The organism is Bacillus sp. FSL W8-1202 (assembly GCF_038006165.1).
Classification (GTDB): Bacteria; Bacillota; Bacilli; order Bacillales; family Bacillaceae; genus Bacillus; species Bacillus subtilis.
Map to the genome: position 1 here is coordinate 93740 of NZ_JBBOUR010000002.1, position 26781 is coordinate 120520.

A 26781-nucleotide genomic window follows, 5' to 3' on the forward strand; every position below is an offset into this window, starting at 1 on the left:
TTTTGAGACAGGGATCAAAACACCTTTTAAACAGCCAATTGCCGATAATTTATCGGTGATTGGTTGTTTAGTTTCGTTTGAATACGAATATTGTTATAATAATGAATGTATTCTATGACAGTGCGTTCTACGATGGCGGTCGTGGTTCGATCAATGCTGTTAAGATAGAACGTTTCAGACTTTAGTGAGGAATGAAACGATTCGATGGAGGCATTATCAGCGGGTGTCCCTTTGCGGGACATGCTCATGGTAATGCCTTTTGTTTTAACAGCTTTCTGATACTCGTAAGATGTATACACAGATCCTTGGTCACTATGTAACACGCAGTTCTCAGGCAGTGTTGGCAGTTGATCAAGTGTGTGTAAGACAAAGTCTGTGTCCTGCTTATCTCCAATCGTAAAAGCAATCACTTCTCCATTATATACATCCAATATACTGGAAAGGTACAATTGTTTCTGTCCATAAGGCAAATACGTGATGTCTGTTACTAGTTTTTCAAGAGGATGATCAGACTGAAAGTTCCTATCTAATATATTGTCGACCACGGCATATGGCTGCCCATTCTTCTTGCGCTTTTTCACCTTAACCCGGCACTGCCACTGATTTTTCTGCATAATACGCTGAACCGTTTTATGGTTAATACACATTCTCTTTTTTAATATAGCTGTGATTTTTCGATATCCATATCGATACTGGTGCTCTCGGCACAACGTGCCGATTTGTTTTTCTAAATGGCGCTTGGGATGATCTTTCTTCAGATTCTTCTTCCAACGATAATAAGACGAGCGAGAGATACCTAAATGAATACAGATATCCTGCACGGTCATTGTGCTGTGCAATTCTTCTACAAGTTCGACTGACGTTTGGCTATCAACTTCCTTTCCAATTCGTTGTACTTTTTTAACACTTCATTCTGTTGTCTCAGATATCGATTCTCTGCCTGCAGTTTCTCTAATTCGGAAGAATACTCCGGACCTTTTCCATAAGTGTATTGCTTACCAACAGGCTGTTCAAATCGATGTGTATCACCAGCCTTATACCATCTGACCCATGTCTTAATCTGCGTATTATTTTTGATATTCAACTCCTGCATGATCTCTTTCATAGGTACGCCTGCCAATCTCATTTCTACAGCCTTCTGTTTCACTTCAACCGGATAACTCACTCTTGTCCCCATAGAAAAAACACCTCCAAGTCTAATTTCGGATAACAATCATCCGTATTCAAACTTGAAGGTGTTTTTATTTGTCTCATCTTATGGGGTCAGTCCCGAGCGGTCCCCTAGTTTTTATTTGTATTCCGGAAGCCAATCGCCGTGTGCTGCAAATAAATCGTCGCACATGGAGATGATGTCCTTCATGGAAAGCTCCGCGCTTGTATGCGGATCAAGCATTGCAGCTTGGTAAACCGCTTCTTTTTTCCGTGTGACAGCCGCTTCGATTGTCATCAGCTGTGTATTAATATTCGTCCGGTTTAAGGCGGCAAGCTGCTCAGGCAGTTCTCCGGCGAAGCACGGTGTAATTTTTTTTCTGTCGGCGACGCATGTCACTTCCACAACCGCTTTTGAAGGAAGGTTGGTGATCAGCCCTGTATTCAAGACGTTTCCTCCGAAGGTGAATGGTTCGTTTGTTTCCATTGCTTCTATAATTCTTGAACCATATTCCTTTGAGCGTTCGTGCGTAAGGTTTTTATTATTGACGATATCATCCCGCATTTTCTCCCAATTTTCAATTTGCTTGACGCACCTTCTCGGATATTCGTCGAGCGGGATTTGCAGCTCGCTGATCAGTTCAGGGTAATTCCGTTTAATAAAGTATGGGTGATACTCTGCGTTATGTTCGGACGATTCCGTGACATAATAGCCGAACTTATCCATTAATTCAAACCGCACCATATCATGATGCTTTGTTTTTTGTTTTTCTTTCGCTCTCCTTTTGATTTCTGGATATAAATCTGTGCCGTCTTTTTTGACTTCCAAAAGCCAAGCCATATGATTAATGCCCGCGATGCGTTCCTCAATTCCGTCATGCTCCATTCCGAGAGCTTTAAATAAATCCTTCGTGCACACTTGAACACTGTGGCAGAGCCCGATTGTTTTGATATTGGTATAGCGGAGCATGGCGCCTGTAAGAGTGGACATTGGATTTGTATAGTTTAAGAACCATGCGTCAGGGCACATTTCCTCCATATCTTTTGCGATATCAAATAAGACCGGGATTGTTCTGAGAGATCTGAATATCCCGCCGATGCCGACTGTGTCGGCGATCGTCTGGCGCAGCCCATACCGTTTAGGAATCTCGAAATCGATGACTGTGCTCGGTTTGTATCCTCCAACCTGAATCGCATTGATGACATAGCCTGCGTTTTGCAAGGCGAGTTTTCTGTCATCATAGCTGTTGATGGCCACACTTGGGTTATAACGGTCTCTTAGATTTTCGAGCATGAGCTGGGATTCTTGCAGGCGTTTGGGATCAATGTCGTAAAGAGCGAACTCAAATCCATTCAGTGCCTCTGTTAACAGGCAGTCTCCCAAAACATTTTTGGCGAAAATCGTGCTCCCTGCACCGATAAATGTAATCTTTTTCATATTGCTTCCTCCTTTAATGTTAACCCTTTACCGCTCCGGAAGACAGGCCGGCAATAAAGTATTTTTGCAGCGCCAAAAACAGAACAACCATCGGCAGCATTGCCATAAGTGCCGCTGCGGCAACTAAATGCAGGTTGTTTGCGTTTTCTCCAAAAAAACCTGCCATGGCTACTGTTAATGTCTGAACCTTTTGATCTTGTAAAAAGAAAATGGCAAATTGATAGTCGTTCCAAATAAAGACACAAGAAATAATACAGATGGTCGCAGTGATCGGCTTCAGCAGAGGAAACACAATCGTAAAAAAGATTTTCAGCATGCCTGCGCCGTCAATTCTTGCGGCTTCTTCAAGCTCTTTTGGAATGGTCGATCGGATAAAGCCTGAATATAAGAATACGGTTAAAGGCATGTAAGCCGCTGTATTGATGAAAATGGCGATTGCGTGTGTATTGACCATTCCGGCGTCCACGACCATTCGGTACAAAGGAACCATGGACGTTAACGGAGGGATGATCATAATGGAAATCAGCAAGGCGAAAACGGCTTTATTCAGTTTCGTTTCCCGCCGGGCAAGCGGGTAGGCGGCAAGTGAGCCGAATATAATTAATAACAAGGCAGAAAAACCTGTGATGATCATGGTGTTTATAAAAGAGTTTCCTAGCGAAGCGCGCTCCCACGCCTCTGAAAAATTATGAAAGGAGATGTCGGCTGGAAATATCCATTTCGAACTGTAGTCTCCTTTTGCTTTCAATGAAGTGGTCAGCAGGATATAAAAAGGAATAAAATGCGCACAGGCCACAATGGCTGCAAGAAGTGTAATGATCCGCATGCTTTTTCTACGGGCGGCTCTCATGACATTTCCGACTCCTTTCTTTTAAAGTACGCAAGCGCGCAAAAGCTGATGATCAAAATGACAAATGCCATAAATATGCCTTGCGTTGCGGCATAGCCGGCATCCTGCCGTTTGAAATACAAATCATACATAAACGTGGACATGGATTGTGACGCATTTCCGGGGCCGCCTGCGGTGAGTGCAATGATGACGTCAAACAGCTTTAAGCCTCCGATAATGTTGATGACCATATTAATGGTAATGGAGGGCATTAACAGCGGCAGCGTGATGGTAAAAAACTGCTGGCCTTGTTTCGCGCCATCCATTTGCGCCGCTTCATAGTAGTCTTTCGGAATGCTTTGCAGACCGGCTAAGTAGACAACCATAGCGATCCCGACATATTGATAGGTGTTAATCATGACAATGATCCATGGATTGAGTGATGGACTGGCGAGCGCATTAATAGGGCTGATGCCGAAGACCCCGAGCAAATCATTGAGCGCGCCTCCGTCATAGGAGAAGAAAAAGTACCAAATGTAGCCCATAATGAGCGGGCTGATCATCACCGGCAAATACACAATTGTTCTTGTTACCGCTTTCGTTTTAATGCTTTGATTTAAGAGCAGAGCGTATAGAAGCCCGACCACATTTTGAAAAAAAGTGCTGCCAAGCCCATAAAGCAGCGTGTTTTTTAAGATATGCCAAGTGTCAGGATCAGAAAACAGCCTTTCATATTGCGCGAATCCAACCCATTGGTAGACTTGTGAAAAGCCGTTCCAGTTTGTAAAGGTAATCAATGTGCCTTTCACAAACGGATAAATCATAAAGACCAGAACGGAGAGCAAAGCAGGAATGTACATCCACCAAAGTGAGGACTGCTTTTTTGGCTTAACCTGTTTCACATGAACGTCCCTTGCGATCTCACTCATTGTTTTCAGCTCCCTGTGTTTCGGATTGCTCCCGGAGTCGTTTATATTCTCTTCCCAGCTTCTGCGAAATGTCTTGAGGCGCCAAAATGTCAGCCGCGAGCTCCTGCCCAACCGTGCCCAGGACATCCCACATTCCGTTTGGCAAGTATAACCGGTCGAAGTAAGGCTCGACTTTGACATCTTGATAATACTCATAATCGTTTGCGTAGAAAATATCAGCTTTCACATTGGTCAGCCCTGAAGGAAGCGATGTGGCTTCAGCCATTTGTTTGGCATTGGCCGGGCGGGCCATAAATGCGATGAAATCTTTTGCCTCATTTAATTGAGGCGAATCTTTCCATGCTGCAAGGGTGTAGCGTTCACCGCCGATCCATATCGGGTCATCACCGGGATGGATGGCAGGTGTCGGGATAATGCCGACCTTGACGTTCGGATTGATCTGGGCAACGTCTTGGCCGAGTGTGCCGCCTTGCATTGTAAAGGCGATTTTGTTTTGGGCCATTAATTCGATGAGCTGTGATTTTTTTGCCGTTACGGCGTCGATATTGATCAATTTTTCTTTCTGCATTTGTTTGAGGATTTTCGATAAGTAAGTAAATTTATTCCATTTGAAAGTGCCGTTGGTGAGCTGTTTTTTTTCATTATGGGCAGGGTCTGTGATGAGAAGAGGTGTAGCGAATTGGTCGTAATATTGAGCGAATGAGCTTTTGTCATAGCCGGCAAACCAGAAGGGAACAATGCTTCCCTTGCTCTTTTCTTTAATCGTTCTCAGTGCTTTGATAAAGTCATCCATGGTTTCCGGCGGAGCAATGCCGTAACGGTCTAAAATATTGCGATTATACGCCAGACCGTCTTTTGCCTGATTGATTGGATAGGCATACACCTTTCCGCTTTTATTTTTGAGGATGCTGTTTAAATTAGGATCAAGATCTTGAGTCCATTCCATATCCCGGAGATCGGCTGTATATTCTCCGTACCTGATTTTCCCCCAGCCATGTGTATCGAATAGATCAGGCAAATCATTGGCCGCCATTCTGACACGCATCATATTTTCATAGTCATTGCCTGGGAAATGAAGGCTGACATGAATGTCACTGTGTTCCTTTTCGAATGCTGCTGCCAGTTTTCTGAACCTATTTCTTTCACTGTCGGTTGACATTGTAGAATAAATGGTTAACGTCTTTTTTGCGGTATCTGCTGAGCTTTTCTCTGCTGAACACCCGGGCAGAACAAGCAGAATAAGAGAGAGAAATAAAACAAAAGTGTGTTTCATCTTTTCCTCCTTATCATCGTGATGAATCTTTGCTTATGTCACCTCCTTTGCTGTACATCCGCAGCTTTGTCTTACAATTAATGTTGTAGGCAGGGTGACATGGTGAGGAAGCGTTCGGCCATTGAGACGGTCAAGCAGCAGTTTTACGCCTGTCCGGCCCATTTCTTCTGTGTATACCTTCACCGTCGTTAAAGGCGTGCTGGCAAATTCAGCTTCCTCAATGCCGTTAAAGCTGACGATTGCAGTATCCCGCGGCACTTGCAGTCCGGCTTCCTGCAGCGCTTTTAATGCGCCGATCGCCATAGAATCGCTGGCAATAAAGAATGCTTCCGGCAGATGGCCTTGATCGATTGCTTTCTTCATCAGGCGATAGCCCTCACGCATGCTGTATTCTCCGATCAGCACATGCTCAGGCTGGGGGGCGGCTGACTCCAAAAAAGCGGTCAGGCGTTTATCTTCAATCGTTCTGCGAATGCTTTGGCCGTCCTTCAGCGTATGCTCTTTTTCTTGTCCGCCAATGTAGCCTAACCGTTTGTAGCCTAAGTCGAAAAGGTGATCAATCGCCTGGCGTGAAGCCGATTCAAAATCGATTCCAATCGAATCGTATGCTTGCGGATCTGGTGAATGATTGATAAATACGGCATGCTCCAGCCTTCCGTTGATATGCTTAACCGCTTCATCATGAACACGGCCGATGACAATGACACCATCCAATTCCCGAAAGATATGTTCCTGAAAGGAGCCGAGATGAATCGAATTTGTAATGAAAATTTCCTGTTCAAAGCATTCCTTTTCAATCCCTTTCCGAATGGAAGAAAAATAAGGGTCCTGCCTTTCCTGATCAGGGGACAGACAGCTCAGCACACCGATCAGCGGCTGGGCCCGCTGTTTTTGCCCGCGGGATTTTCGGCGTTTGGCAACGGTTTGATAACCAAGCTCTTCAGCGATGTTGATGACTCTTTGTCTCGTTTCGCCCGCAACAGAAAGCGACTCATCTTCATTTAAAATTCTGGACACAGTTGCGCTGGAAACTTTAGCTTTCAAGGCGATATCTTTAATACGAACCATGGGTATCCCTCTCATCTATTTAGTAAAATATTAACTCATCTGTTTTTGATAAATTGATACTATCATATAAAAGTAAGCGGTTACAATAATTGTTTTCGAAATATTCCATAATATTTACTAAATATTTAGTAAATGATGTGATTTATGTTGGAAAAATAAAGGGGAACCCAGATCTGTCTCGTAAATGTGAAGTAAGCGAATAAGGAAGGGTGATGGGATGAGAGCCGAAAGAAGAAAGCAACTGTTTCGATTGCTTGGTGATTTGCCTGATCGGAGGCCAATCAGTGTTGAGACATTACGTATTGAAGAAAGAGAAGAAAATATCGTTGAAACGCTCCTGCTCGATTTAAATGGACATGAAAAGGTGCCCGCTTATTTTGTGAAGCCGAAGAAAACAGAAGGACCGTGCCCAGCCGTATTGTTTCAGCATTCGCATGGGGGCCAATATGATAGGGGAAAAAGTGAGCTGATTGAGGGAGCGGATTATTTGAAAACGCCTTCTTTTTCTGATGAGCTTACTTCACTCGGATACGGCGTTCTTGCGATTGATCATTGGGGATTTGGAGATCGGCGGGGAAAAGCGGAAAGCGAGATATTTAAAGAAATGCTTCTCACCGGAAAAGTGATGTGGGGGATGATGATTTATGACAGTTTAAGTGCGTTGGACTATATGCAGTCACGCTCTGATGTTCAGCCTGACAGGATCGGAACCATCGGCATGTCTATGGGAGGTTTGATGGCGTGGTGGACAGCGGCGCTCGATGACCGGATTAAGGTGTGTGTGGATTTGTGCAGCCAGGTAGATCATCACGTGCTGATCAAAACACAGAATCTTGACAGGCACGGCTTTTATTATTACGTCCCATCGCTTGCAAAGCATTTTTCCGCATCGGAGATCCAAGGCCTGATCGCGCCGCGCCCGCATCTTAGTCTTGTTGGTGTACACGATCGGTTAACGCCGGCCGAGGGCGTGGACAAAATCGAAAAAGAATTGACAGCTGTCTATGCTGGACAGGGAGCTTCTGATTGCTACCGAGTGGTCTGTTCTGCTTCGGGACATTTCGAAACAGCAGTTATGAGGCATGAAGCTGTCCGGTTTTTGCAAAAGTGGCTGTGACTGTTAAAAGAAATCGAAAAAGACCGTTTTATGTGAAAACGGTCTTTTTGTTTCCTTTTAACCAACTGCCATAAATCGATGCTTTCTTCTATTGACAGAAACAGGAGAGAATAATATATTCTAATTGTTAACCTTAAAATATAATTGGTTAACAATTAAAGCGAGAAGCACTACACGTTCTTCAGTTATCAGTGAAAGGGCGAGGAATGATGCAAGAAGAAACTTTTTATAGTGTCAGAATGAGAGCTTCTATGAATGGATCTCATGAAGACGGCGGAAAGCATATATCCGGCGGAGAACGGCTTATTCCTTTCCATGAGATGAAGCATACAGTCAATGCTTTATTAGAAAAAGGGTTATCCCATTCAAGAGGAAAACCTGATTTTATGCAAATTCAATTTGAAGAGGTATATGAATCGATAAAAACCATTCAGCCATTGCCTGTGCATACGAATGAAGTGAGCTGCCCGGAAGAAGGACAAAAGCTGGCCCGATTGTTACTGGAAAAAGAAGGCGTTTCACGAGACGTGATTGAAAAAGCATATGAACAAATCCCTGAATGGTCAGATGTCAGGGGTGCGGTGTTGTTTGATATTCATACAGGCAAGCGAATGGATCAAACAAAAGAAAAAGGAGTGCGGGTCTCCAGAATGGATTGGCCGGACGCTAATTTTGAAAAATGGGCGCTTCACAGTCACGTGCCGGCTCATTCAAGAATAAAAGAGGCCCTTGCGCTCGCTTCAAAGGTAAGCCGGCACCCGGCAGCCGTTGCAGAATTATGCTGGTCGGACGATCCGGATTACATAACAGGCTATGTTGCGGGTAAGAAAATGGGCTATCAGCGTATTACAGCAATGAAAGAATACGGGACTGAAGAGGGCTGCCGAGTCTTTTTTATTGATGGATCCAATGATGTAAACACGTACATACATGACCTGGAGAGGCAGCCTATTTTAATAGAGTGGGAGGAAGATCATGACTCATGATTTGATAGAAAAAAGTAAAAAGCACCTCTGGCTGCCATTTACCCAAATGAAAGATTATGATGAAAACCCCTTAATCATCGAAAGCGGGACTGGAATCAAAGTCAAAGACATAAATGGCAAGGAATACTATGACGGTTTTTCATCAGTTTGGCTTAATGTCCACGGACACCGCAAAAAAGAACTAGATAACGCCATAAAAAAACAGCTCGGAAAAATTGCGCACTCCACGTTATTGGGCATGACCAACGTTCCAGCAACCCAGCTTGCCGAAACATTAATCGACATCAGCCCAAAAAAGCTCACGCGGGTCTTTTATTCAGACAGCGGCGCAGAAGCGATGGAAATAGCCTTAAAAATGGCGTTTCAGTATTGGAAGAACATCGGGAAGCCCGAGAAACAAAAATTTATCGCAATGAAAAACGGGTATCACGGTGATACGATTGGCGCCGTCAGTGTCGGTTCAATTGAGCTTTTTCACCACGTATACGGCCCGTTGATGTTCGAGAGTTACAAGGCTCCGATTCCTTATGTGTATCGCTCTGAAAGCGGTGATCCTGATGAGTGCCGTGATCAGTGCCTCCGAGAGCTTGAACAGCTGCTTAAGGAACATCACGAGGAAATTGCCGCGCTTTCCATTGAATCAATGGTACAAGGGGCTTCCGGTATGATCGTGATGCCGGAAGGATATTTGGCAGGCGTGCGCGAGCTATGTATAACATACGATGTCTTAATGATCGTTGATGAAGTCGCTACAGGCTTTGGCCGTACAGGAAAAATGTTTGCGTGCGAGCACGAGAATGTCCAGCCTGATCTGATGGCTGCCGGTAAAGGCATTACAGGAGGCTATTTGCCAATTGCCGTTACGTTTGCCACTGAAGACATCTATAAGGCATTCTATGATGATTATGAAAACCTAAAAACCTTTTTCCATGGCCATTCCTATACAGGCAATCAGCTTGGCTGTGCGGCTGCGCTTGAAAATCTGGCATTATTTGAATCTGAAAACATTGTGGAACAAGTAGCGGAAAAAAGTAAAAAGCTCCATTTTCTTCTTCAAGATCTGCACGCTCTTCCTCATGTTGGGAATATTCGGCAGCTTGGCTTTATGTGCGGTGCAGAGCTTGTCCGGTCAAAGGAAACCAAAGAACCTTACCCGGCTGATCGGCGGATTGGATACAAAGTTTCCTTAAAAATGAGAGAGTTAGGAATGCTGACAAGACCGCTTGGGGACGTGATTGCATTTCTTCCTCCTCTCGCCAGCACAGCTGAAGAGCTCTCGGAAATGGTTGCCATTATGAAACAAGCGATCCACGAGGTTACGAGCCTTGAAGATTGATTCCTGGTTGAACAAGCGGTTAGACATAGTAAAGGAAGCCGGCGTACACCGTAACCTGCGGTCAATGAATGGGGCACCGGTTCCAGAGAGGAACATTGATGGCGAAAATCAAACGGTCTGGTCCTCAAACAATTATTTAGGGCTCGCAAGCGATAGACGTTTGATCGATGCAGCCCAAACAGCATTGCAGCAATTTGGGACAGGAAGCAGCGGTTCACGTTTAACGACAGGCAATTCAGTCTGGCATGAAAAGCTAGAAAAGAAGATTGCCAGCTTTAAGCGGACAGAAGCGGCCCTGCTGTTTTCGAGCGGTTACTTGGCCAATGTCGGTGTCCTTTCATCCTTGCCAGAAAAGGAAGATGTCATTTTAAGTGACCAGCTCAATCATGCAAGTATGATCGACGGCTGCCGACTTTCTAAGGCTGATACAGTTGTTTATCGGCATATTGATATGAATGATCTTGAAAATAAGCTGAATGAAACACAGCGTTATCAGCGCCGTTTTATCGTAACAGACGGGGTATTCAGCATGGATGGCACAATCGCCCCTCTTGATCAGATCATCTCACTTGCGAAACGCTATCATGCCTTCGTGGTCGTTGATGACGCCCACGCAACAGGAGTTTTAGGCGATTCGGGACGAGGAACGAGTGAATACTTTGGTGTTTGTCCCGACATTGTGATCGGCACCTTAAGCAAAGCTGTTGGCGCAGAAGGAGGTTTTGCGGCAGGATCAGCGGTCCTCATCGACTTTTTGCTGAACCATGCCAGAACATTTATCTTTCAAACCGCTATTCCGCCAGCCAGCTGTGCGGCTGCTCATGAGGCTTTCAACATCATTGAAGCCAGCAGGGAAAAACGACAGCTTTTATTTTTTTATATCAATATGATCAGAACCAGTTTGAAGAATATGGGTTATGTCGTGAAAGGAGATCACACACCGATTATTCCCGTGGTCATCGGCGATGCCCATAAAACGGTCATATTTGCTGAAAAACTGCAGGGCAAGGGAATTTATGCTCCTGCCATTCGGCCGCCGACCGTTGCGCCGGGTGAAAGCCGTATTCGAATTACAATCACGTCTGACCACAGTATGGGTGATATTGATGATTTGCTGAAAACATTTCATTCAATCGGAAAGGAGCTGCATATCATTTGAGGGGTTTTTTTGTGACGGGAACTGATACAGAAGTAGGGAAAACGGTTATATCCAGCGGTCTTGCTGCTTTATTGAAAGAACATAATAGAGATGTTGGGGTGTATAAACCATTTTTAAGCGGGATATCACGCCATCATCCAGATAGTGATACTAGTCTGCTGAAAGACATGTCGCAGACCAGTCTTTCTCATGAAGACATTACGCCTTTTGCCTTCAAGGCGCCGCTTGCACCATACGTTGCAGGGAAACTTGAGGGAAAGACTGTCACCATGGAAGAGGTTTTAAGCCATTGGGGGCGGATTAGAGAAAAACATGAATGCTTCATCGTAGAAGGTGCGGGCGGTATTTCTGTGCCATTGGGAGAGGACTATTTGGTCAGTCATGTCATAAAAGCGTTGCAGCTTCCCATGATTATTGTGGCACGTCCTCACCTTGGAACCATTAATCATACCTTTTTAACTGTCAAATATGCAGAAAGCATGGGGCTTCCAATTGCCGGAATTATCATCAATGGAATCAGTGACTCTCCTGATGAAGATGAAAAAACCAATCCTGAGATGATTGAGCGCTTATGCGGTGTTCCGATTTTAGGGGTTACGCCAAAGCTTGCCAACGTTACGAAAGAAACGGTTCTACATATGGTAAAAGACCATATCAATCTATCATTACTGATGAATCAAGTGGGGGTATGAGAATGAATCAATGGATGGAACTCGCAGACCGGGTGCTGGCTGGAGCAGAAGTGACTGACGAAGAGGCGCTTTCAATATTAAATTGTCCTGATGAAGATATTTTGCTATTAATGCATGGAGCTTTTCACATCAGAAAACACTTTTATGGAAAAAAAGTAAAGCTCAATATGATTATGAATGCGAAATCTGGGCTCTGCCCGGAAAACTGCGGCTATTGTTCACAGTCTGCGATTTCGAAAGCGCCGATTGAGTCTTACCGGATGGTGAATAAGGAAACGCTGCTTGAAGGCGCGAAGCGGGCGCACGATCTGAATATCGGCACATATTGTATCGTGGCAAGCGGCAGAGGGCCGTCTAACAGAGAAGTGGATCAGGTCGTAGATGCGGTTCAGGAAATTAAAGAGACGTATGGACTGAAGATTTGTGCGTGTCTCGGACTGTTGAAGCCAGAGCAGGCGAAGCGGCTCAAAGATGCCGGAGTAGACCGCTATAATCATAATTTGAATACGTCACAGAGAAACCATTCAAACATCACGACCTCACATACATACGATGACAGAGTCAGTACGGTTGAAATCGCAAAAGAATCGGGGCTGTCTCCGTGTTCAGGCGCCATTATCGGGATGAAGGAGACGAAACAGGATGTCATTGACATCGCCAAAAGCTTGAAGGCTCTTGACGCGGATTCCATTCCTGTGAATTTTTTGCATGCAATTGATGGCACGCCGTTAGAAGGCGTCAACGAATTAAACCCGCTGTATTGTATAAAAGTGCTGGCGCTGTTCCGTTTTATCAATCCATCAAAAGAAATTCGCATTTCCGGAGGAAGAGAGGTCAATCTCCGCTCATTGCAGCCATTAGGGCTTTACGCCGCAAACTCCATTTTTGTCGGAGACTACTTAACAACTGCCGGGCAAGAGGAGACGGAGGATCATAAAATGCTGAGTGATTTAGGCTTTGAAGTTGAATCAGTCGAAGAAATGAAGGCCAGTTTAAGTGCGAAAAGCTGAAAGAATCAATAAAAGCAATCGGTATGATGTCGATTGCTTTTATTTTTGAACAGAAAGGAGAAAATCACGTGACAATTGCATCGTCAACTGCATCTTCTGAGTTTTTGAAAAACCCATATTCTTTTTACGACACATTGCGAGCTGTTCATCCTATCTATAAAGGGAGTTTCTTAAAATACCCGGGCTGGTATGTCACAGGATATGAAGAAACGGCTGCTATTTTGAAAGATGCGAGATTCAAAGTCCGCACCCCGCTGCCTGAGAGCTCAACCAAATATCAGGACCTTTCACAGGTGCAAAATCAAATGATGCTGTTTCAGAACCAGCCTGATCATAGACGATTGCGGACGCTTGCCAGCGGAGCGTTTACGCCGAGAGCGACAGAGAGTTATCAGCCGTATATCATTGAAACTGTCCATCATTTGCTTGATCAAGTGCAAGGTAAAAAAAAGATGGAGGTCATTTCGGACTTTGCTTTTCCTTTAGCAAGCTTTGTCATAGCTAACATTATAGGTGTACCGGAGGAAGATAGGGAGCAATTAAAGGAGTGGGCTGCGAGTCTCATTCAAACGATTGATTTTACCCGATCAAGAAAGGCATTAACAGAGGGCAATCATATGGCTGTGCAGGCTATGGCATATTTCAAAGAGCTGATTCAAAAGCGAAAACGCCACCCTCAACAGGATATGATCAGCATGCTCTTGAAGGGGAAAGAAAAGGATAAGCTGACGGAAGAGGAGGCGGCATCTACGTGCATATTGCTGGCGATCGCCGGACATGAGACAACGGTTAATCTCATCAGCAATTCAGTCCTTTGTCTGCTGCAGCATCCAGAACAGCTTTTGAAACTGAGAGAAAATCCAGATCTTATTGGTACCGCAGTTGAGGAATGTTTACGCTATGAAAGCCCCACGCAAATGACAGCCAGAGTTGCGTCAGAGGATATTGACATCAGTGGGGTGACGATCCGTCAAGGAGAGCAAGTCTATCTTTTGTTAGGAGCGGCTAATCGAGACCCAAGCATTTTCACGAACCCGGATGTCTTCGATATTACGAGAAGTCCTAATCAGCATCTTTCATTCGGTCATGGCCATCATGTTTGTTTAGGGTCCTCGCTGGCGCGATTAGAAGCGCAAATTGCGATTAACACTCTTCTGCAGCGGATGCCCAGCCTTAAGCTCGCGGATTTTGAATGGCGGTATCGGCCGCTTTTTGGATTTCGGGCGCTTGAGGATCTGCCGGTGACTTTTGAATAAGCCTAAGAATATGAGTGCCAAAAAAGTGTCAGCCCCGCCGAAAATGGGCAATCTATAAAAAAGGGGAGTGAACATCGTGAAAAAAGTGCTGATCGCCGGCGGAAATGGTGTGATTGGGAGACTGCTTGCTGAAGGGCTTATTTCAGACTATGAAGTGACAGTGCTTGATAAAGATCATTTCGATGGCAAAGCCTCTTCCATTCAGGCTGACGCGGCAAATTATGAGGAGCTGTTGAAGAAGATTCCAAAAGATACCGATGCCATCTTGAATTTACTCGCTGTTAAAATCAAATACGATATTATGGACATCGCTGAGTTTGAAAAAATGACGGATGTTTTCTATAGGGCAAGCTATTATCTGTGCCGTGCGGCAGCGGAGCTCGGCATTCAAAAGCTCGTGTTCGCCAGCAGCAATCATGTCACAGATGTATACGAAAAAGACGGGCGCTCGCTCTTAGGACGGGAAATCACAACAAGCGATTATCCGCTGTCAAAAAACTTGTACGGTGTATTAAAGCTGACCTCTGAACAGATTGGCCATTTGTTTTATTTGGAAAATAAGCTATCAGTAATCAACCTTCGAATCGGAACAGTCGTGACAGATGAAATGGATACGCTGCATGAAAAAGAACGGACGAAAAAGACACTGCTTTCTCACCCCGATCTGCTGTCGATTTTTAAAGCCGCTATTGAGACCAATATCCGGTACGGCACTTATTACGCCGTCTCTGATAATCCGGGCCGGCCATGGTCCATTGAATCTGCCGTGAATGAACTTGGGTTTTCGCCACAAATCAATACGGCCGAACTTCTGAACGAGGAGGAGAACGGAGCATAATCATTTTCTAAGATTATGCTCTTTTTCTTTTGTTATCGGTCTCAATTCGCGGAAGCCCCCGCCCGGCCGGGGACTCTGTTCAAATGATTATAGACATGGCAATCACAGATTTGCTACATTTTAGACACGATATCGTCACATGCTGAGCTCGGTTTTCAAAATATGATAACGCTTACAAAGAGAGGTGGGAGCTATCGCACATTCACTGAAAAACCGTCTGTTTGATATGTTGATTTATGGTTTCTTGCTGATGTTCGCTTTAATATGCGTACTTCCGTTCATTCATGTCATCGCAGCATCCTTTGCCACAGTAGAAGAAGTCGTGTCGAAAAAATTTATTTTAATACCGACCACTTTTTCGCTAGATGCTTATCGCTACATTTTTTCAACAGATATTATTTATAAGAGTTTGCTTGTTTCTGTGTTTGTGACAGTGATAGGCACTGCGGTCAGCATGTTTCTTTCTTCACTGATGGCTTACGGGTTATCCCGCCGTGATTTAATCGGCCGGCAGCCGCTCATGTTTCTCGTCGTATTTACGATGCTGTTTAGCGGCGGCATGATTCCGACTTTCCTTGTGGTCAAATCGCTTGGTTTGCTCGATTCTTACTGGGCGCTTATTTTGCCGACAGCCATTAATGCCTTTAACCTGATCATTCTGAAAAACTTCTTTCAAAATATCCCGTCAAGCCTGGAAGAGTCCGCGAAAATTGACGGGTGCAATGATCTGGGCATATTCTTTAAAATTGTGCTGCCGCTGTCTCTTCCTGCGATCGCAACGATTTCACTATTTTATGCGGTCACGTATTGGAACACGTATATGACAGCGATCTTGTACTTAAATGATTCAGCAAAATGGCCGATTCAGGTGCTTCTGCGCCAAATCGTCATTGTATCAAGCGGTATGCAGGGGGATATGTCTGAAATGGGGTCGGGCAGCCCGCCGCCTGAGCAAACCATTAAAATGGCGGTCATAGTGGTGGCGACCATCCCGGTTCTGCTTGTCTATCCGTTTATACAAAAGCATTTTGCAAAAGGAGCTTTGCTGGGATCTGTCAAAGGATAAAGAAATATGAAACGGAGGGGTACGATGGGAAACAAATGGAGGGTGCTTTTGATTGTGCTTGTACTGGCACTCGGCGGAGTGCTGGCGGGCTGTAAAGGGGCTGATCAGTCTTCGGCTGAAGGCAAAGCTGACTCGGATTCAAAGGTAAAGCTGTCTTGGATGGCGATTTTGTATCACCAGCAGCCGCCGAAAGACAGGGCGATTAAAGAAATTGAAAAGCTGACAAATACAGAACTCGACATCACCTGGGTTCCAGACGCGGTGAAAGAAGACAGGCTGAATGCGGCGCTTGCAGCGGGCAATCTTCCGCAAATCGTGACGATCCAGGATATTAAAAATTCGTCAGTCATGAATGCCTTCCGGTCAGGAATGTTCTGGGAAATCGGTGATTATATCAAGGATTATCCCAACTTAAACAAAATGAACAAACTCATTAATAAAAATGTGACAATTGACGGCAAGCTCTACGGGATATACAGAGAGCGCCCGCTTTCCAGACAGGGGATCGTCATTCGGAAGGACTGGCTGGACAATTTAAATTTGAAAACCCCGAAAACGTTGGATGAGCTTTATGAAGTGGCCAAAGCATTTACGGAGGACGACCCGGACAAGGATGGGGAAGATAATACGATCGGGCTGGCAGACCGTAATGACTTGATTTACGGCGCGTTTAAAACGATTGGCTCGTATGAAGGCATGCCTACAGATTGGAAGGAATCAGGCGGCAAATTCACGCCTGATTTCATGACACAGGAATACAAAGACACGATGAACTATATGAAAAAGCTGCGTGATAACGGGTATATGAATAAGGATTTTCCCGTCACAAGCAAAACCCAGCAGCAGGAGCTGTTTTCGCAAGGAAAAGCCGGAATTTATATTGGCAATATGGTAGATGCGGTCAATCTGCGCGACCATGCCTCTGATAAATCGATGAAGCTCGAGATCGTCAACCGCATAAAAGGCCCAGATGGGAAAGAGCGGGTATGGGCATCAGGAGGCCATAACGGCGTGTTTGCTTTCCCGAAAACGAGTGTGAAAACGGAAGCTGAGCTTAAACGGATCTTGGCTTTTTTTGACCGAATTGCCGAAGAAGATGTCTATAGCCTGATGACTTATGGCATTGACGGCGTTCATTACAACAAAGGTGAGGACAAAACGTTTACACGCAAAGAAAGCCAGGTAAAAGACTGGCAGACTGATATTCAGCCGCTGTCCGCCTTAATTGCCATTGATAAAGCCTACTTAAAAAACACTGGAGATCCGCTTCGGACGGCGTACGAGGAGCTGACCGAGGACAATGAAAAGATTATCGTCTCAAACCCGGCTGAAAGCCTGTATTCCGCATCGGAGTCGGAACGGGGTGATGAACTGAAGAAAATCATTGATGACGCGACTTATAAATATATGATTGGAGACATCACAGAAAGCCAGTTCGATAAAGAAGTGGAAAAATGGGAGTCAAGCGGAGGAAAACAAATTATTCAGGAATACGAAGAAGCGTTTAAACAAGCAAAATAACATTGGAAAAACCCAAAACGCGCAAGCGGTTTTGGGTTTTTTACATGCTTCTTTTTTGCTGGCGGTAGTTTCCCGGTGTAATCCCCTCCAGCTTCTTAAATGATCTGATAAAATTTTGCGAGTTTTTATATTTCAGCTTTTCGGCAATGTCCTTGACCGCCATGTCTGTTTCGGCAAGCCAGCTTTTCGCCATATGGTGTCGGTAGCTTGAGACATACTCGCTGAATGAAATACCCATTTCTTTTTTGAAAATGCTGCTTAAATAATTTGGGTTGTAATGCAGCCTGCGCGCGATTTCGTCCAGTGTCAATTCGGATTCAAACTCATGATGGATGATATGAATGATGTTGTCGGAAATATTTTTGTACTGGGCATCCGCGCGGGCGTTCACTTTGTCTGTCATCGGATCAATAAACTCATTCTTTAGCCAGTTTTCGGTATCCTCGAACGTTTTCAGCTCAAAAATTTGGTCATACAGCATTTTGTTTTCTTCAAGCTCAAACAATTCGATCCCGAGCACATGCATCAGCTCAATCACATGGTTCAAAAAACGGGCGATGGCGATTTGAAATTGATACGGGTTGGTGTTCTGGGTGAAAATGGCTTGCAAAATCGCGTGCAGGCATTTATCCGCTTTCTCCTTGTCTCCTGCTTTGACAGCATCGAACAGCTCATGCTGAAGCTGCTTTGGAAAATGGGTTTTGAAGGTTTTTTTCTGGTCAAGGTCTTCGTAAAAGATGATCGACTTGTTTTCCGCTTTCAGCCGATATTTCAACGCTTCTGAGCCTTCCGCATAGGCTGTTTTCGCTTTTGTCAGCACATCAAACGGCTGGCTGATGCCGATGCTGACAGACAGCTGCAGCTCAGCTTCCGCTTTTTCCTGAATCATCCTTGCAGTCTCATTCAACTCAGCCATGAATTCTTCTTTTGTCCCGCTTTGGTTGATCAAAATCGTCGCCTGCTGTTTGTCAACTACGGCGGGGGCAAGATGTTTGTCCGTCGGGATGCATCGCTCAATCAGGCTGTTGACGGCAAACAAAAGCAGATCCATATCTTTTTTCTCATAAGGCGTATGATTCAGTGTGTCAATTTGGAGCACAAGCAGGGCAAGGTGCCGCCAATTTTGCTTTAAGCCGAGGCTTTCAAAACAGTTATCAACCTCCTCATCCGTCAGTTTTCCAAGCATAAGCCTGACCATAAAATATTGCTGCAGATGAGTGGCTTGCTGCTTCATCGTTTCCTCAAGGTCGTCATTTCGGTCCTTCAGCTGCTTAAAGCTCTGTTCAATTAACTCAAATTCATTTTGAGGAGGCTGTTGTTTCTCTTGTATGGCTCCATGTCTTGCGAATGATTCGTAAAGCACCCTGATCGGCTTGTAAAAATGGCGGGAGCCAAGCCAAGCCATCCGATTGATTTGGCTTCTTTTTTTAACTCAGGCAGGGAAACGAGAGAAAAATAAGTCCATGTATTATAGTCAGATTTTTGATAGGTGACTTTATAATGAATCCGGTCAATCACTGTTTCAAACTGTCCGCTATTGGCGTTTTGCGCCAGCACTTTTTGGACAAAGCCGTCGTTATGAAGAGATTCACCAATGTCAGACATGTTGTTATGAAGGATAATGCGGCCTTTTTCATCGATGATAAACAGGTTGTTGGCGTTTGAATAGCCAGGCATATTTTTGACAAGCGAACAGCTCGGGATGCTTGCGGCGGCCAATCCCTTTGTATTTGTGCTGTTCAAAGGAAGCTGCTTAATTAAATTGATATTATAGCGGCAGTTTTCTGATGTGCCTTCTTTGGTTGAAATCAAATGATTGTTTTCCTCAAGCGCCCAATAGGAGCGGCTCGCTTTGTGTTTAGTGTACGCTGAGGCTTCTTCATGAAGAGTGTCTGTATTCAAACGGTACAAACCGGAATTGTTCATGTACCATTTTTTCGTATAACTGACTAACGTCATGTTGGACAGATCGGTATCAAAGCTTTGCAGATAATTGAGCTCTTGGTTCACTTGGTTATAGATTTGAAATTGGTCTGAGTGCAAAGGCTCGGACAATGTGCGAAGGAGAGGCGGCGAACTCACATAGTGGGTTAAAGAGTGATCGACGGTTTTCAATATATGCTCGATGCTTTGCTGGGTCTGCTGGAGTGTGTCGAATTTTTCCTCTGAAACGTTGGAAATAGCAGTTTTCTGAGAGTGCTCGTACGAAAACAATCCGACCAAAATAACCGGAATGGTGCTGAGCAGGCAGAAAAACGTGATCAGTTTGTAGTAAAACTTGTATTGGCTTCTTTTCATAAAACCCCCCATTTCATAACATCCACTTCACCTTAATACAATTAATCCAAAGATTGATAGATATTGTCAATAATCATTTTCTAATATCGGTGTCTTTTTTTCAGGTGGACCTGCTGAACCCTTGATTATAAAGGGATAAAACAGGATGTGATCATATGATTGTAGACGGACTTTTGCCTGTTGCGCTACAGTGAATGCAAGAACCCGTGAAAGGAGGCTGGGAAAAAATGAAAACAGCAGAAGCGCAAGCGCCGGCTGTTGATGCAGTCATTTTTAAAAAAGAAAAAAGAAAGCGCTTACTAAGCAAGCTGAATCAGCAAAAATATTTGTACTTGATGATTTTGCCGGGGTGTATTTATTTTTTGCTTTTTAAGTATGTCCCGATGTGGGGAATTGTGATTGCGTTTCAGGATTATCAGCCGTTCCTCGGCATTTTGGGCAGTGAGTGGGTGGGGCTGAAGCATTTTATCAGGCTGTTTACTGAGCCTACATTTTTTCTCTTGTTAAAAAACACGCTCGTGTTATTTGCTTTGAACCTGGCCATATTTTTCCCGGTGCCGATACTGCTGGCGCTTCTATTGAACGAAGTGCGGATTGCTCTCTTTAAAAAATTTGTTCAGACGCTGATTTATATCCCGCATTTTATGTCTTGGGTCATTGTTGTATCGCTTTCGTTTGTGCTTTTAACGGTAGACGGAGGCTTGATTAATGAACTGATTGTGTTTTTTGGCGGTGAAAAAATCAATTTTCTGCTGAACGAAGAATGGTTCCGGCCCCTGTATATTCTTCAGGTTATCTGGAGGGAAGCGGGCTGGTCGACGATCATTTATCTGGCGGCCATTACAGCGGTTGACCCCCAGCTGTATGAAGCGGCGAAAATGGACGGAGCGGGACGGCTGCGGCAAATGTGGCATATTACGCTGCCCGCCATTAAAAGCGTTATCGTCGTTTTGCTGATTTTGAAAATCGGAGACACGCTGGAGCTTGGCTTCGAGCATGTGTATTTGCTGTTAAATGCGACTAACAGGGAAGTGGCGGAAATTTTTGATACGTATGTTTATACTGCAGGGCTGAAACAGGGCCAATTCAGCTACAGTACAGCAGTCGGCGTATTTAAAGCGGCGGTCGGGCTGATTTTGGTCATGCTTGCGAATCGTTTGGCGAAGAAATTTGGCGAGGAAGGAATTTATTAAGAAAGGGATGGGATCAATGGATCAATCAATCGCTGTAAAATCGCCTCTTACGTACGCGGAGGCATTGGCAAAAACCATTATGAATACGTACACAGTCGAGGAGCTGCCTCCTGCAAACCGCTGGCACTACCACCAGGGTGTTTTCTTATGCGGTGTATTGCGGCTGTGGGAAGCAACCGGGGAAAAGCGGTATTTTGAGTATGCGAAGGCTTATGCAGATCTCTTAATCGATGATTATGGCAATCTATTATTTAGAAGAGACGAACTGGACGCCATTCAAGCGGGTCTCATTCTTTTTCCATTATACGAGCAGACGAAGGATGAACGGTATGTCAAAGCGGCAAAAAGGCTGCGCGGCTTATATGGAACACTGAACCGGACGTCTGAGGGCGGTTTTTGGCACAAAGACGGTTATCCTTACCAAATGTGGCTTGACGGCTTATACATGGGGGGGCCGTTCGCACTGAAATATGCCAATCTGAAGCAGGAGCCGGAGCTGTTTGATCAGGTTGTGCTGCAGGAGTCATTGATGAGAAAGCATACGAAGGATGCAAAAACCGGACTCTTTTATCACGCCTGGGATGAAGCGAAAAAAATGCCTTGGGCCAATGAAGAGACAGGCTGTTCACCGGAATTTTGGGCGCGTTCCATCGGCTGGTACGTCATGTCTCTTGCTGACATGATTGAAGAGCTGCCGAAGAAGCATCCAAACCGTCATGTGTGGAAAAACACGCTGCAGGACATGATTAAAAGCATCTGCCGCTATCAAGACAAGGAGACCGGGTTATGGTATCAGATCGTTGATAAGGGAGACAGGTCTGATAACTGGCTGGAAAGCTCAGGATCCTGCCTGTACATGTACGCATTTGCGAAGGGAATCAATAAAGGCTATTTAGACAGAGCTTACGAAACAACACTGCTAAAAGCGTATCAAGGCTTGATTCAGCATAAAACCGAAACATCAGAAGACGGAGCGTTTCTCGTCAAAGACATATGTGTCGGAACGTCAGCCGGTTTCTATAACTATTATGTCAGCCGCGAAAGAAGCACAAACGACCTGCACGGAGCCGGCGCGTTTATTTTAGCTATGACAGAGCTGGAGCCTCTTTTTAGGTCAGCGGGGAAATGACAAAAAGGATACGTATGGCTTTGTGTGTGATCGTCTCAGTGCTCTTTTTGGCATCATGCTCAAGCAGGCCGGACGGAATGCATGTCATTCTCTTTTCTGATATGCAGGCTGGCGTACAGGAAAAAATAAAAAAGGCCGCCGAGCAGAATGCTGGGAAGGTCGATATCTTTCCAGCTTTTCAGGAAAAACTGCTGACTGAAATTACCGCCCATGAAGGAGATGTTTTCATCGTGCCTGAAGACATGTTTCAAGCTTACGATGATCCGGAAAATTTTCAGCCGTTAAACGGATTGCCTCCTGAAAAAACATCTCCTTATACAACTGTTAATAATAAAACAGGAGAAAAAACGATCTATGCCGTTCAGATCGAAAAAGGGAAAAAACAGCTGAACGGCTATTCTTTTCGATTGAATCGCGATATGGCGGCGTTTATCCCTGTGTATGCTGAAAAAACAGAGGAAGCGCTGCAGCTGATTTCTCAACTAACTGAAGCCCGATAGAGGTGAGGATATTGAAGAACATCGTCTTTTGCGGATTGAGCAGCAGAGCATTCAGTATGTTTATCAAACCGCTGTTGGAGCGGTTTTCAACTCATTATGAGATTACGGGATTGCTGGATGCCGATCCGAAACGTTTTGCCGTTTGCAAGAAGAAATTTCCCGAGCTGGCCCACGTGCCCGAGTTTAGCGAAGATGCTTTTGACGAGATGATGCGCGTCTCAAAGCCTGATATCGTCATTGTGGCAGGCAGGGACGATACGCATGTCACATATATTGTAAAAAGCCTTCAGTGGGATACAGATGTAATTACTGAAAAACCAATGGTGACAACAGTGCAGGATGCGAATCGGGTGCTTGAAGCGGAGGCCAAAAGCGAAGGAAAAGTCACCGTCGCGTTTAACTATCGCTACAGCCCGTTTCATCGGAAAATAAAAGAAATGATTCTGGACGGAAAAATAGGCAGGGTCACCTCCGTTGATTTAAATTGGTATATTGATTCGTATCATGGCGCCAGCTATTTTAAACGCTGGAACAGGTCGAGACAGTTTTCCGGCGGTCTTTCTGTCCATAAATCAACACATCACTTTGATCTCGTCAATTGGTGGCTTGGGCAAAATCCGGAAGAGGTATTTGCTTATGGCGCCTTGAATTACTATGGGCCGGACAGTGAGTGGAACCCCTTGCCGGAAGAAGACGGGCGTTTTTGCGGGACGTGCCGGGTCAAAGAAAAATGCCACTACTATTCAAGGTGGCATCCCCGTTCCTCTAAAGCTTCTATAAAAGATGATCATCTCGAAGCAGGAGACCAGTCCAGCTTATATACTGCATACAGGCCTGACGCGTGTATTTTTGACGAGGAAATTGACATCGAGGATACGTACGTGGCGGCAGTCAAATATGATGGCGGCGCACTGTTAAGCTACTCGATTATTTTTTCGGCCCCGTATGAAGGCTACCGGCTGACGATCAACGGCACAAAAGGGCGTATTGAATCAAATGAATTTCACGAACCTTCCAGAATTCCGTTTGCTTTTCCTGAGCAGACAATCGAATACTATCCGCTTTTTGAATCAAAGCAGACGATACAAGTGGTCAAAAATGAAGGGGGGCATGGCGGAGGTGATCCGCTTTTGCTTGAGGATCTTTTTTTAGGAAAAGACCCGCTGCGCCGCTATGATATTTTAGCCGGGACTGAAGCTGGAGCCTACTCCATCGCGGTTGGTGAGGGAATGTGGCGCTCGGTTGCCGAAAAGAAGCCGATCGGCATGAAAGAGCTTTTTCAGATGCAGAATGTATAATGCAAAAAAGGAGGGGGCGCCATGGAACATGATGGCTCACTGGGACGGATGCTGCGTTTTTGCGAATGGATTATGAGATTTGCGTATACAAACTTGCTGTGGCTGTTTTTTACGTTACTCGGTCTCGGCGTGTTTGGCATCATGCCCGCGACCGCGGCTTTATTCGCTGTCATGCGGAAGTGGATCCAGGGGCAGGACAACGTTCCGGTGCTCAAAACGTTTTGGCAGGAATACAAGGGTGAATTTTTTCGTTCAAATCTGCTCGGCGCTGTACTGGCGCTCATCGGAGTGATCATTTATATTGATTTGGCCTTCATCTATCCAAGTCATTTCCTTCTGCACATCCTGCGCTTCGCCATTATGATATTTGGCTTTTTGTTCGTATCCATGCTTTTTTATGTGTTTCCGCTGCTTGTCCATTTTGACTGGAAAAAACGTCTGTATGTGAAATTTTCGCTCTTGCTCAGTGTGGCGTATTTGCAATATACGCTTGCTATGCTTGCGCTGACTGTTGCTCTCTTTTTCTTGCTTGCGTACCTGCCGGGCATTGTCCCTTTTTTCAGCATCAGCCTGATCAGCTACTGCCATATGCGCATTGTTTATGCCGTACTGCTGAAAGTGGAGCAGCACGGCGGCGAGCCACAGAGGGAATCCCATATACGGAAAGCTTTTTATCCGGAAACGAAATAATCATCATTTCTCAATCATAACGCTGTTCCAAACGGAATAGATTGATAGAGAAAGGAGAGCGGATAAAATGCTGAAGGTAGCGGTATTTGATGAAGAGCATGAAAAAGACTTACAAACGGAAATCAATTCATTTTTAAAAGGGATATCGGAGGAGCAGCTGATTGATATCAAATATACGGTTTCGGCGGCGTGCGACCCAGACGGCGAGCAGCTTTACTGTTTTTCCGCCCTTATTTTATATCGCAAATAAAAAGATCTTCCCGCAGGCGCGGAAAGATCTTTTTTGTTAATATGCTTTTTTCACTCTTGGACTTCTCGGTTTATCGAGTTTCTCCGCTTTTTTGATCTCTCTTCTTTCTTTTGAGAGCGATTGATAGAGAGAGGCAATCATCAGCAGGATAACGATAGAAAACGGCAGCGCTGCCAGAATCGCTGTGTTCTGCAAAGCGGCAAGCCCTCCGGAATATAGGAGCACAGCCGCCATGGCGGACTGAATGATCCCCCAGCTGAGTTTCACAGAATTCGCCGGATTTAAAGAACCGTACGACGTCTGCATGCCCAGCACGAATGTAGCTGAATCAGCAGACGTGATAAAGAATACTGCGATCAGAATCAATGCAAGGATCGATGTCACCATTGTCAGCGGATAGTGATCAAGTGTTCCGAACAGCATCGTTTCAGTGGACAGCTTTGCTACATTGAACGCGCCTTTTTGCTGGAGATCCATGGCTGATACGCCGAAAATGGAGAACCATAGAAATGTCAAAATACAAGGTGTCACCAAGACGCCAATTAAAAATTCTCGGATCGTCCGGCCTCTGGATACACGGGCGATGAAAATGCCGACAAATGGAGACCAGGAAATCCACCATGCCCAATAGAAAATCGTCCAGCTGTTAATCCATTCGCGTTTTTCAGGATCGTTCGGTGTCAGTCTGAAGCTCATTTGAACGATATTTTGAATGTATTGTCCGATAGAATCTGTAAATGAGTTCATGATCAGCACTGTAGGCCCGACAACGAGCATAAACAACATTAACAATCCGGCCAATACCATGTTTGTGTTGCTTAAATACTTAATTCCTTTTCCGAGTCCGCTCCACGCAGAAAGTAAAAAGAGCACTGTCACAATAATGATTAAAACCAATTGGACGATAAACGCATTCGGAATGCCGAACAGGTAATTCAAACCGCCGTTAATTTGGGTTGCGCCAAGACCAAGACTTGTTGACACCCCGACAACAGTGGCGAAAACTGCAATACAGTCAATGGCCTTTCCGATCGGTCCGTTTACTTTATCCCCGAGAATCGGTGACAGTGTGCTGCTGATTAACCCGGGTGCGCCTTTGCGGAATTGGAAATAGGCAATGCATAATGCCACAATGGCATAAATGGCCCAAGCGTGCAAACCCCAGTGGAAAAACGTATAGCGGAGTGCATCTCTGAAGGCTTGGGGGGTTTCTGTTTCACCTGATGGAGAGCTAATTGCGTAATGGCTGATCGGTTCAGCCGCACCGTAGAATACTAAGCCGATTCCCATGCCTGCGCTGAACAGCATGGCAAACCATGATAATAACCCGAATTCCGGTTTTTCATCAGGCTTTCCGAGTTTGATTTTTCCGATCGGGCTGAAAATCAAAAAGAGACAAAACCCGACAAACAAAGAGACAACTAAAAGATAATACCAACCAAATGAATCGGTAATAAATGCTTGTGCCGATTGAGACACATTTTGCAGGCTGTCAGGAGAAATAACACCCCATAATACAGCTGCAGCTGTGATTGCAATCACAATCCAAAATACACTAGATATATGTTTCAACATTTCTCACCCTCTAATTTTTTGTGTACGCCTATATCTTGCTCGCAGGCTTAGTATGGTCGTACGATGGCAGCTCATTCCTCTCTTAAAATTACCCCGCAATCAGGTGAAACAAAACAAGTCTCACCCTAACATGAATGCGGGGAATGTTCAAATGTGAGTTTGGCCGCAAGAGATTTAAAGA

23 protein-coding genes and 1 pseudogene are annotated in these 26781 nt (G+C 44.9%); 16 read left to right on the forward strand and 8 right to left on the reverse strand.

All coding sequences use genetic code 11. The features are described from left to right. Positions 1–26: 26 nt before the first annotated feature. The 6 genes from NSQ09_RS20545 to NSQ09_RS20570 all read right to left on the reverse strand — a co-directional run bounded on the left by NSQ09_RS20545 (position 27) and on the right by NSQ09_RS20570 (position 6686). A protein-coding gene (locus tag NSQ09_RS20545) for an IS3 family transposase (RefSeq protein WP_087614160.1) occupies positions 27–1177 on the reverse strand; the annotation gives its coding sequence in 2 pieces (ribosomal slippage) (positions 27–904 and positions 904–1177; 1152 coding nt in all). A gap of 111 nt (positions 1178–1288) precedes the next feature. Further along, complete coding sequence (gene melA / locus NSQ09_RS20550) at positions 1289–2587, reverse strand: alpha-galactosidase MelA (protein WP_121591071.1); 1299 nt, start codon at positions 2585–2587, stop codon at positions 1289–1291. Between the two features lie 19 nt (positions 2588–2606). After that, entirely contained in the window at positions 2607–3437 is an 831-nt protein-coding gene (locus NSQ09_RS20555) for a carbohydrate ABC transporter permease (RefSeq protein ID WP_017695461.1), read from the reverse strand. Continuing rightward, the gene (locus NSQ09_RS20560) at positions 3434–4345 is read right to left on the reverse strand and encodes a carbohydrate ABC transporter permease (protein ID WP_017695462.1); all 912 of its coding nucleotides are present in this window, start codon (positions 4343–4345) and stop codon (positions 3434–3436) included. Before NSQ09_RS20560 ends, NSQ09_RS20555 begins: the two co-directional genes overlap by 4 nt. Further along, positions 4338–5618: an ABC transporter substrate-binding protein gene (locus NSQ09_RS20565; RefSeq protein ID WP_129137849.1), complete on the reverse strand. Its 1281-nt coding sequence runs from the start codon at positions 5616–5618 to the stop codon at positions 4338–4340. The genes NSQ09_RS20560 and NSQ09_RS20565 overlap by 8 nt, the downstream gene beginning before the upstream one ends. A 33-nt stretch (positions 5619–5651) precedes the next feature. Beyond that, entirely contained in the window at positions 5652–6686 is a 1035-nt protein-coding gene (locus tag NSQ09_RS20570; protein ID WP_032726444.1) for a LacI family DNA-binding transcriptional regulator, read from the reverse strand. Positions 6687–6903: 217 nt separating this feature from the next. On the opposite strand from NSQ09_RS20570, the gene NSQ09_RS20575 reads away from it, so the two are divergent. From NSQ09_RS20575 to NSQ09_RS20620, 10 genes are all read left to right on the forward strand, one after another. Then, positions 6904–7803 carry a dienelactone hydrolase family protein gene (locus tag NSQ09_RS20575; protein ID WP_129137848.1) on the forward strand — a complete coding sequence of 300 codons (900 nt, stop codon included), beginning with the start codon at positions 6904–6906 and terminating at the stop codon, positions 7801–7803. A gap of 209 nt (positions 7804–8012) precedes the next feature. Next, positions 8013–8789 (forward strand): 6-carboxyhexanoate--CoA ligase, encoded by a 777-nt coding sequence (bioW, locus tag NSQ09_RS20580; RefSeq protein ID WP_017695466.1) that lies wholly within the window; start codon positions 8013–8015, stop codon positions 8787–8789. After that, entirely contained in the window at positions 8779–10125 is a 1347-nt protein-coding gene (gene bioA, locus NSQ09_RS20585; protein WP_341032597.1) for an adenosylmethionine--8-amino-7-oxononanoate transaminase, read from the forward strand. The genes bioW and bioA overlap by 11 nt, the downstream gene beginning before the upstream one ends. Next, positions 10115–11284 carry an 8-amino-7-oxononanoate synthase gene (gene bioF, locus NSQ09_RS20590; protein WP_017695468.1) on the forward strand — a complete coding sequence of 390 codons (1170 nt, stop codon included), beginning with the start codon at positions 10115–10117 and terminating at the stop codon, positions 11282–11284. Before bioA ends, bioF begins: the two co-directional genes overlap by 11 nt. Beyond that, positions 11281–11976: a dethiobiotin synthase gene (gene bioD / locus NSQ09_RS20595; protein WP_024572242.1), complete on the forward strand. Its 696-nt coding sequence runs from the start codon at positions 11281–11283 to the stop codon at positions 11974–11976. The genes bioF and bioD overlap by 4 nt, the downstream gene beginning before the upstream one ends. Before the next feature lie 2 nt (positions 11977–11978). Beyond that, positions 11979–12986 carry a biotin synthase BioB gene (gene bioB, locus NSQ09_RS20600; protein ID WP_129137847.1) on the forward strand — a complete coding sequence of 336 codons (1008 nt, stop codon included), beginning with the start codon at positions 11979–11981 and terminating at the stop codon, positions 12984–12986. 68 nt (positions 12987–13054) lie between these two features. Next, on the forward strand, positions 13055–14242 hold the full coding sequence (gene bioI / locus NSQ09_RS20605) for a biotin biosynthesis cytochrome P450 (protein ID WP_095844142.1): 1188 nt from the start codon (positions 13055–13057) through the stop codon (positions 14240–14242). 76 nt (positions 14243–14318) lie between these two features. Beyond that, positions 14319–15080 (forward strand): NAD-dependent epimerase/dehydratase family protein, encoded by a 762-nt coding sequence (locus NSQ09_RS20610; RefSeq protein WP_003245974.1) that lies wholly within the window; start codon positions 14319–14321, stop codon positions 15078–15080. A gap of 205 nt (positions 15081–15285) precedes the next feature. Further along, positions 15286–16146 carry a carbohydrate ABC transporter permease gene (locus NSQ09_RS20615; RefSeq protein ID WP_010886597.1) on the forward strand — a complete coding sequence of 287 codons (861 nt, stop codon included), beginning with the start codon at positions 15286–15288 and terminating at the stop codon, positions 16144–16146. 24 nt (positions 16147–16170) lie between these two features. Beyond that, on the forward strand, positions 16171–17667 hold the full coding sequence (locus NSQ09_RS20620) for an extracellular solute-binding protein (RefSeq protein WP_033880439.1): 1497 nt from the start codon (positions 16171–16173) through the stop codon (positions 17665–17667). 40 nt (positions 17668–17707) lie between these two features. Here NSQ09_RS20620 and NSQ09_RS20625 read toward each other — a convergent pair. Next, positions 17708–19977: pseudogene (locus tag NSQ09_RS20625) on the reverse strand (AraC family transcriptional regulator). Positions 19978–20192: 215 nt separating this feature from the next. Here NSQ09_RS20625 and rmgP point away from each other — a divergent pair. The 6 genes from rmgP to NSQ09_RS20655 all read left to right on the forward strand — a co-directional run bounded on the left by rmgP (position 20193) and on the right by NSQ09_RS20655 (position 25025). Beyond that, the gene (rmgP, locus tag NSQ09_RS20630; RefSeq protein WP_014480596.1) at positions 20193–21158 is read left to right on the forward strand and encodes a polygalacturonan/rhamnogalacturonan ABC transporter permease; all 966 of its coding nucleotides are present in this window, start codon (positions 20193–20195) and stop codon (positions 21156–21158) included. A 7-nt stretch (positions 21159–21165) separates the two neighbouring features. After that, positions 21166–22287, forward strand: a complete 1122-nt coding sequence (rmgQ, locus tag NSQ09_RS20635; RefSeq protein ID WP_129093561.1) for an unsaturated rhamnogalacturonyl hydrolase — start codon at positions 21166–21168, stop codon at positions 22285–22287. Further along, positions 22284–22787: a rhamnogalaturonan transport/degradation protein RmgS gene (gene rmgS / locus NSQ09_RS20640; RefSeq protein WP_129137846.1), complete on the forward strand. Its 504-nt coding sequence runs from the start codon at positions 22284–22286 to the stop codon at positions 22785–22787. Before rmgQ ends, rmgS begins: the two co-directional genes overlap by 4 nt. Positions 22788–22798: 11 nt before the next feature. Further along, the gene (locus NSQ09_RS20645; protein WP_017695476.1) at positions 22799–24085 is read left to right on the forward strand and encodes a Gfo/Idh/MocA family protein; all 1287 of its coding nucleotides are present in this window, start codon (positions 22799–22801) and stop codon (positions 24083–24085) included. A gap of 21 nt (positions 24086–24106) precedes the next feature. Then, positions 24107–24775 carry a YesL family protein gene (locus tag NSQ09_RS20650; protein WP_017695477.1) on the forward strand — a complete coding sequence of 223 codons (669 nt, stop codon included), beginning with the start codon at positions 24107–24109 and terminating at the stop codon, positions 24773–24775. 67 nt (positions 24776–24842) lie between these two features. Next, complete coding sequence (locus NSQ09_RS20655) at positions 24843–25025, forward strand: sporulation protein Cse60 (RefSeq protein WP_003223398.1); 183 nt, start codon at positions 24843–24845, stop codon at positions 25023–25025. 36 nt (positions 25026–25061) lie between these two features. Here NSQ09_RS20655 and opuD read toward each other — a convergent pair whose 3' ends face one another. After that, entirely contained in the window at positions 25062–26600 is a 1539-nt protein-coding gene (opuD, locus tag NSQ09_RS20660) for a glycine betaine transporter OpuD (protein WP_003229220.1), read from the reverse strand. Positions 26601–26781 lie beyond the last annotated feature (181 nt).

Excerpts from the sequence above, each read along its gene's own strand:
- melA (WP_121591071.1), bottom strand. The coding sequence starts at position 2,587 with ATGAAAAAGATTACATTTATCGGTGCAGGGAGCACGATTTTCGCCAAA.
- NSQ09_RS20555 (WP_017695461.1), bottom strand. The coding sequence starts at position 3,437 with ATGAGAGCCGCCCGTAGAAAAAGCATGCGGATCATTACACTTCTTGCA.
- NSQ09_RS20560 (WP_017695462.1), bottom strand. The coding sequence starts at position 4,345 with ATGAGTGAGATCGCAAGGGACGTTCATGTGAAACAGGTTAAGCCAAAA.
- NSQ09_RS20565 (WP_129137849.1), bottom strand. The coding sequence starts at position 5,618 with ATGAAACACACTTTTGTTTTATTTCTCTCTCTTATTCTGCTTGTTCTG.
- NSQ09_RS20570 (WP_032726444.1), bottom strand. The coding sequence starts at position 6,686 with ATGGTTCGTATTAAAGATATCGCCTTGAAAGCTAAAGTTTCCAGCGCA.
- NSQ09_RS20575 (WP_129137848.1), top strand. The coding sequence starts at position 6,904 with ATGAGAGCCGAAAGAAGAAAGCAACTGTTTCGATTGCTTGGTGATTTG.
- bioW (WP_017695466.1), top strand. The coding sequence starts at position 8,013 with ATGCAAGAAGAAACTTTTTATAGTGTCAGAATGAGAGCTTCTATGAAT.
- bioA (WP_341032597.1), top strand. The coding sequence starts at position 8,779 with ATGACTCATGATTTGATAGAAAAAAGTAAAAAGCACCTCTGGCTGCCA.
- bioB (WP_129137847.1), top strand. The coding sequence starts at position 11,979 with ATGAATCAATGGATGGAACTCGCAGACCGGGTGCTGGCTGGAGCAGAA.
- NSQ09_RS20620 (WP_033880439.1), top strand. The coding sequence starts at position 16,171 with ATGGGAAACAAATGGAGGGTGCTTTTGATTGTGCTTGTACTGGCACTC.
- rmgP (WP_014480596.1), top strand. The coding sequence starts at position 20,193 with ATGAAAACAGCAGAAGCGCAAGCGCCGGCTGTTGATGCAGTCATTTTT.
- rmgQ (WP_129093561.1), top strand. The coding sequence starts at position 21,166 with ATGGGATCAATGGATCAATCAATCGCTGTAAAATCGCCTCTTACGTAC.
- rmgS (WP_129137846.1), top strand. The coding sequence starts at position 22,284 with ATGACAAAAAGGATACGTATGGCTTTGTGTGTGATCGTCTCAGTGCTC.
- NSQ09_RS20650 (WP_017695477.1), top strand. The coding sequence starts at position 24,107 with ATGGAACATGATGGCTCACTGGGACGGATGCTGCGTTTTTGCGAATGG.
- NSQ09_RS20655 (WP_003223398.1), top strand. The coding sequence starts at position 24,843 with ATGCTGAAGGTAGCGGTATTTGATGAAGAGCATGAAAAAGACTTACAA.
- opuD (WP_003229220.1), bottom strand. The coding sequence starts at position 26,600 with ATGTTGAAACATATATCTAGTGTATTTTGGATTGTGATTGCAATCACA.